This is a genomic window from Microcystis sp. LE19-195.1E, from assembly GCF_027532095.1.
GTDB lineage: Bacteria > Cyanobacteriota > Cyanobacteriia > Cyanobacteriales > Microcystaceae > Microcystis > Microcystis aeruginosa.
This window is the reverse complement of sequence record NZ_JAPZSZ010000303.1, coordinates 1-6,280: the sequence shown is the minus strand read 5'-3', so window position 1 is coordinate 6,280 and position 6,280 is coordinate 1. Positions and strand designations below refer to the sequence as shown.

Sequence of the window (6,280 nt, the reverse complement as noted above, 5' to 3'; positions counted from 1 at the left end):
CCAAGCTTTTCTGGTCGGAACCCCCTAAGCCGAGTTTTCAAGGTGCTGCGCCGTCCACTTGGTTTTCGAGACTGGCCTTTTAATTCTAACGTAAAGCCAACCTAGAACGGCGGGGTTTCAGACCCAAAATTTCCGATGAATTATCAATTATGAATTGGGGAGATGGGGAGATGGGGAGACCACTTCGTGCGCGTTGCGGGGGGAGATGGGGAGATGGGGAGCATAAATGAAAATAATCTCCTGACTCCTGACTCCCGACTCCTGACTCCCGACACCACCAACAAACTTTTTCAGCAAAACCTAACTACAGGAGAATAAACTGGCAATTGTAGCGATGAGATGAGAGGTCATGGGTAAACTATCGATCACCATAGCTGTACATAATAACATCATGTAAAGAATGGAATATTTAAACAGCGATCGAGCGATATCCCGATCAAAAGGATTCTGTTTTAATCGCCAAGCTTTTTTCAGGAAAACAAACCCTAAAACCAAAGCCGCTACACCATAGACCACACCACAGGCAGCCAAGGGATAAATCAGGAGGAAAGTGAAAGGAACAACGATTAAAGTATAGAGCCAAATCTGCTCGCTAGTGGCTTCTTCCCCTTTAACTACGGGCATCATCGGGATATCCACTTCTGCATAATCATCCTTGATCATTAAAGCCAAAGCCCAAAAATGGGGAGGAGTCCAAAGGAAAATAATGGCGAATAAAATCCAAGGAATCCAACCGAGATCGCCCGTTACTGCCGCCCAACCGACTAGGGGAGGAATCGAGCCAGCCGCGCCACCGATAACAATATTTTGGATACTATGACGCTTGAGCAGATGGGTATAAATCAGCATATAAAATGCGATGCCGGTCATTGCTAAAAATCCGCTCAAAGTATTGACAAAAAAGACAAAAAGTGCTAGGGAAAGGGAGGCTAAAACGAGGGCAAAAATGAGGGCGTGGAGGGGTTGCACGCGACCGGAGGGGATCGGACGGGCGCGGGTGCGAAGCATGGTGTGATCGATGTCGCGATCATAGATGCAGTTTAAGGTTTGAGCGGCGGCGGCGGCGAGAGTGCCACCGAGGAGGGTAAGAAAGAGTAAGAGGGGGGAAACCTGGCCTTTAGAGGCGATTTCCATAGAAGCGGCTGTAGTAATCAGCAGTAGAGGAATAATTCGCGGTTTGGTGAGTTGATAATAACTTTTAGCGACTTGTAAAAAATTATCGTGGTGGCGAAGGGCTTGAGTTCCAGTCATCGTGATTAAATCCTTAGAGATGGCTTATAAGTAATGGGACAAAATTAACTTCTTGGTTAGGATGGGCAAGAGGCAAAAGGCAAGAGGTGGTTAGATATGTGCAATTAATTGTGTCTAGTTACTTAGGAGCGAAAGAACGATCGCGAAGGGCGAAAGTGGTAAAAGCGACGAGGGTTCCCACCAATAGCGCACCGATGCTGTGGTGGGTAATGGTTAAGGGTTCCACCTGTAGATGCAGTTTCAGGGTGGCAACGCCCAAAAACACCTGTAGGGCAACTAATCCCCCGGCGCTAAAAGCTAGTTTTTTGAGGAGAGGATGGATAGCGGCAGCTCGCCAAGCGAAGAAAACTAGGGTTAACACCGAGATAGTGGCGGGAAAAACCCCGATAATGTGGCTATTCATCACGGTGCAGAGTTGGGAAACCGTTAAACACTGATGGGCAGCCCAACGGGAACCGACGAGACCGCCGAGGAGACATTGCAGATAAACTAGACTGGTGGCGACCATTCCCATCCCAGTTAGTTTCCCGACTGTACCTGTGCCACGGTAGGGAGTCAGACAGATAGCAATGACGATTAGGGTGGCAAAAAAGAGCAAAGCTGTGGCTAAATGGGCGGTTACGATGTCAAATCGCAGTAATTGGCTGACGGTTAATCCTCCCAGGACTCCTTGCAGGAGAATTAAAGCCAAAGCAGCGATCGCAGAGGGGAACAGCCAAGGGGGAAGATGGCGACGATACCACCAAGACAGACCGACGAGAGCGAGCGTACTAAACCCGATCAAAGAGGCATCGAGACGGTGAAACCACTCCAGAAATACCTGTAGATTCATCTGCTGACTGGGAATCCATTGACCGTAACACAGCGGCCAATCGGGACAAGCTAAACCGGCGTTCATAACTCTGGTGGCAGCACCCACTACCATTAGGGCGAAAGTAGCGATCGCAATTTTCCAGACTAAGCGGCGCATCCACACCTGAATATGGCCGGTTTCTCTTAGGGGTGTCGGGTTAAAAACAGATTCGGTCATCGGTTTGCCTGTTCTCAAGGAGTCTGTCATCAAAGATCATGGCTTTGTTTGCCAGTTAGTTATCACTGTGAATGAGTTTTTTTACGACCGGTAAAAGCTTTTAGATATTCTTTAGATTTCTGGCCATTTCCGTTACATTTGTTTACATAAACTCAGAATAAGATATAAAAATTAGTTATTTAAAATACTTTCCCTGAAAACGATCCCAAAGAAAAGATAAAATTCTCAGAAGATGCCGGTTAAATTTCCCATCTATAGGGGAATCATGTTTTAGCCTTGAATAAGTAGCCACTATTGAAAATATTGAAAAGACCGTGAAAATTCCCAGCAGTATCCTGACGCTCGTACTCGGGATCGCCTTGACCTTAATTAGTCTCTGGTATGGCCAAAATCATGGCTTAATGCCTGTGGCCGCTTCCGAAGATGCTCAGGAGATAGATAATATCTTTAATCTGATGATGACCATCGCCACGGGACTATTTTTAATAGTTGAAGGCGTGATCATTTATATAGTGATTCGCTTTCGCCGTAAACCGGGGGATCAAACCGACGGGCCGGCAGTGGAGGGCAATGTACCCCTAGAAATCTTCTGGACAGCCATCCCGACGGTAATCGTTTTTATCCTTGCCGTCTATAGCTTCGAGATTTATAACAATATCGGCGGACTCGATCCCTTGATTTCCAAGGGTGGCCAAGGAGAAATCGCCCACCACGGTCATCACCACGGCACGATGATGGCCCTGGGCGGCGATCGCAGAGTAGCCCTAGGTATCGGCAATTCCTACGATGGTGAAGGAGTTCCCCCCCTAGTGGTCAATGTTAAAGGCATTCAATACGCTTGGATCTTCACCTATCCCGAAACCGGCATTGTTTCCGGGGAACTGCACGCTCCCGTCAATCGCCCCGTGCAACTGAATATGGAAGCGGGGGATGTGATCCATGCTTTCTGGGTTCCCCAATTGCGTCTAAAACAGGACGTTATCCCCGGACAGGAAACGGTTTTATCGTTCACATCCAACCAAATTGGTCAATATCCGATCATTTGTGCGGAACTTTGCGGGGCCTATCACGGTGGCATGAAATCTAGCTTTGTGGTTCACTCCCAAGGGGATTACGACCAATGGGTGCAGGATAACACGATCGCCGAAGTTGACAGCGATCAAACCGTAGCCATGACCGCTAAAGATCGCTCTGATAGTCAATATTTGACCCCCTACACCGAAGAAATGGGCATCGACGCTGAAATCCTCGCCCAAGTTGCCCATCAGCAGCAAATGTAATTTTTCTTGTCATCTAAAATCTTGGCATTATGACAGCATCAACGGAAATAACCACCCCAGCAACCGTTCCCGAGGTGATCCATCACCGCAAGTGGACAGATTACTTTACTTTCTGCACCGATCATAAAGTCATCGGTATTCAATATCTGGTGACTGCCTTTCTTTTCTTCTTTATTGGCGGTGCTTTCGCGGAAGTGCTGCGGACAGAATTAGCCACTCCCGACCCCGATTTCGTCTCCCCAGAACTATATAACCAATTCATGACCATGCACGGAACGATCATGATCTTTCTTTGGATCGTTCCGGTTGGGGCGGGTTTTGCCAATTATCTCATTCCCCTGATGATTGGGGCGGAAGATATGGCTTTTCCTCGTCTTAACGCTGTGGCTTTCTGGCTTAATCCCCCCGGCGGGCTGCTATTATTATCCAGTTTCTTTGTCGGCGCACCCCAGTCCGGTTGGACTTCCTACCCACCTTTAAGCTTAATTAGCGGCAAATGGGGCGAAGAATTGTGGATTTTGAGCCTTTTATTGATCGGGACTTCTTCGATTTTAGGCTCGATTAATTTTATCACCACGATCCTGAAAATGCGGATTCCTGAGATGGATTTGTACAGTATGCCGCTATTTTGTTGGGCAATGCTGGCCACCTCGACTCTGGTACTGCTTTCCACCCCCGTTCTCGCTTCTGCTCTCGTTCTCTTGTCCTTTGATTTAATCGCCGGCACGAGCTTTTTTAACCCCGCCGGCGGCGGCGATCCGGTGGTTTATCAGCATATGTTCTGGTTTTACTCCCATCCTGCCGTTTATATCATGATCTTGCCCTTTTTCGGCACGATATCGGAGATATTACCAGTTCACGCCCGCAAACCGATTTTTGGTTATCGAGCGATCGCCTATTCCAGTCTCACCATCTGTTTCTTGGGTTTAATCGTTTGGGCCCACCATATGTTCACCAGCGGCACCCCCGGCTGGTTACGGATGTTTTTCATGGCGGCAACTATGTTAATCGCCGTTCCCACGGGCATTAAAATCTTTAGTTGGTGTGCCACCCTTTGGGGGGGTAAACTCAGTCTCAATACGTCTTTATTATTTGGGATCGGTTTCCTGTCTTCCTTCCTCATCGGTGGTTTGACCGGGATTATGTTGGCTTCTGTTCCCTTCGATATCCACGTCCACGATACCTATTTTGTCGTCGGTCACTTCCATTATGTACTATTTGGTGGTACGGCAATGGCCCTGTTTGCTGCCGTTTACCATTGGTTCCCGAAAATGACCGGACGGATGTATAACGAAACTCTCGGTCGTATCCACTTTGTTCTCACTTTTATCGGTTTGAATTTAACTTTCATGCCGATGCACGAATTGGGATTATTGGGTATGAACCGTCGTATTGCCCTGTATGATGTGCAGTTTCAGGGTTTAAATGTTCTTAGTACCGCAGGAGCTTATATTCTCGGTATATCGAGTATTCCCTTCGCTATTAATATGGTCTGGAGTGCCTTTAAAGGTCAACCCGCCGGCCGTAATCCTTGGCGCGCTTTAACCCTAGAATGGCAAACCTCCTCTCCCCCAATTATCGAGAATTTCGAGGAAATGCCGATTCTTTGGTCCGGCCCCTACGATTACGGTATTGATCTGGAGGAATCAGAAGCAGCGGAATCAGTACAAGATCTCCTCGCCGAAGTGGGCGCCGAATCCCAATAATTATGGGGGATTAGCCCTGGGGGTTGGGTGTTGGGTGTTAGGTGTTGGGGTAGTGAGGAATTTAGCTGAAATTTCCCTATCTCCCTATCACCCTATCTCCCTATCACCCTATCCCCCTATCACCCTATCCCCCCATCTCCCCACTCCCCGTCTCCCGTGTAAACTAAGGACATTCAATCATGCAAGGTTCAACGCTCGAAGATTCTCAACTCTCTGTCAATTATCATCACGAAACGGTGGAACACGGGCATCATGGCCACCCAGATCATCGCTTATTCGGTGTGGTTTTGTTTCTAGTGGCGGAAAGTTCCATCTTTTTAGGCTTATTTGCCGCTTTCTTGTTCTACCGTACCATGTTACCCGTTTGGCCCCCCGCCGGCACGCCAGAATTAGAGTTAACCCTACCGACAATTAACACAATTATTCTGGTGTCCAGTAGTTTTGTTATGCACATAGGACAAAAGGCGATTAAACAAAACAATAATGCCGGTTTACAATTGTGGTTCGGCATTACTGCCCTGATGGGAATTATCTTCCTTTGTGGTCAAGGATACGAATATTATCACGCTGAATTCGGTCTGACAACTAATGTTTTCACCAGCGCTTTTTATGCCTTAACCGGATTCCACGGTCTCCACGTTACCTTCGGTTTAGTGCTAATTCTATCTGTCCTCTGGCGTTCTCGTCAAAAAGACCACTATTCTAGTCAATCTCATTTTGGTGTCGAAGCGGCAGAATTATACTGGCATTTCGTCGATGTGGTCTGGATTATCCTGTTTTTACTGGTGTATCTCTTGAGATAATTTTTGTTATTTAGTAGGAGAAAAGGGCGATCAAGCGATCGCCCTTTTTTGTATATTTCAATTTATAAGTAGGGTCTGCTGAATAAATCTAAAAACCTTGTTGGATAAGACTTTTGGACTTTTTTCCCCTCAAAAAGTGCCAGCCATTGCGGGGATCGGGGGAAAATTCAGGTACTTTTTCCCTGAAAATTAGGTAGTTGACCACCTCAA

Annotated in this window: 6 protein-coding genes; 3 read left to right on the top strand and 3 right to left on the bottom strand. The window is 47.2% G+C overall.

The window, feature by feature from the left end:
• Positions 1 to 147 precede the first annotated feature (147 nt).
• The 3 genes from O9300_RS16775 to O9300_RS16765 all read right to left on the bottom strand — a co-directional run bounded on the left by O9300_RS16775 (position 148) and on the right by O9300_RS16765 (position 2,281).
• Positions 148 to 297 carry a hypothetical protein gene (locus O9300_RS16775; RefSeq protein ID WP_287972860.1) on the bottom strand — a complete coding sequence of 50 codons (150 nt, stop codon included), beginning with the start codon at positions 295 to 297 and terminating at the stop codon, positions 148 to 150.
• A gap of 3 nt (positions 298 to 300) precedes the next feature.
• Positions 301 to 1,251: a heme o synthase gene (locus tag O9300_RS16770; protein WP_061432194.1), complete on the bottom strand. Its 951-nt coding sequence runs from the start codon at positions 1,249 to 1,251 to the stop codon at positions 301 to 303.
• 118 nt (positions 1,252 to 1,369) lie between these two features.
• Complete coding sequence (locus O9300_RS16765) at positions 1,370 to 2,281, bottom strand: COX15/CtaA family protein (RefSeq protein ID WP_287972858.1); 912 nt, start codon at positions 2,279 to 2,281, stop codon at positions 1,370 to 1,372.
• A gap of 314 nt (positions 2,282 to 2,595) precedes the next feature.
• Between O9300_RS16765 and O9300_RS16760 the strand changes: the two genes are divergently transcribed.
• The 3 genes from O9300_RS16760 (at position 2,596) to O9300_RS16750 (ending at position 6,070) form a co-directional block, all read left to right on the top strand.
• A complete protein-coding gene (locus O9300_RS16760) occupies positions 2,596 to 3,561 on the top strand; it encodes a cytochrome c oxidase subunit II (protein ID WP_287972856.1) in 966 nt (321 codons plus the stop codon).
• A 29-nt stretch (positions 3,562 to 3,590) separates the two neighbouring features.
• Positions 3,591 to 5,267, top strand: a complete 1,677-nt coding sequence (ctaD, locus tag O9300_RS16755) for a cytochrome c oxidase subunit I (protein ID WP_061432191.1) — start codon at positions 3,591 to 3,593, stop codon at positions 5,265 to 5,267.
• Between the two features lie 179 nt (positions 5,268 to 5,446).
• A complete protein-coding gene (locus O9300_RS16750; RefSeq protein WP_287737635.1) occupies positions 5,447 to 6,070 on the top strand; it encodes a cytochrome c oxidase subunit 3 in 624 nt (207 codons plus the stop codon).
• Positions 6,071 to 6,280: the final 210 nt, after the last annotated feature.

Excerpts from the sequence above, each read along its gene's own strand:
- ctaD (WP_061432191.1), top strand. The coding sequence starts at position 3,591 with ATGACAGCATCAACGGAAATAACCACCCCAGCAACCGTTCCCGAGGTG.
- O9300_RS16750 (WP_287737635.1), top strand. The coding sequence starts at position 5,447 with ATGCAAGGTTCAACGCTCGAAGATTCTCAACTCTCTGTCAATTATCAT.
- O9300_RS16765 (WP_287972858.1), bottom strand. The coding sequence starts at position 2,281 with ATGACCGAATCTGTTTTTAACCCGACACCCCTAAGAGAAACCGGCCAT.
- O9300_RS16770 (WP_061432194.1), bottom strand. The coding sequence starts at position 1,251 with ATGACTGGAACTCAAGCCCTTCGCCACCACGATAATTTTTTACAAGTC.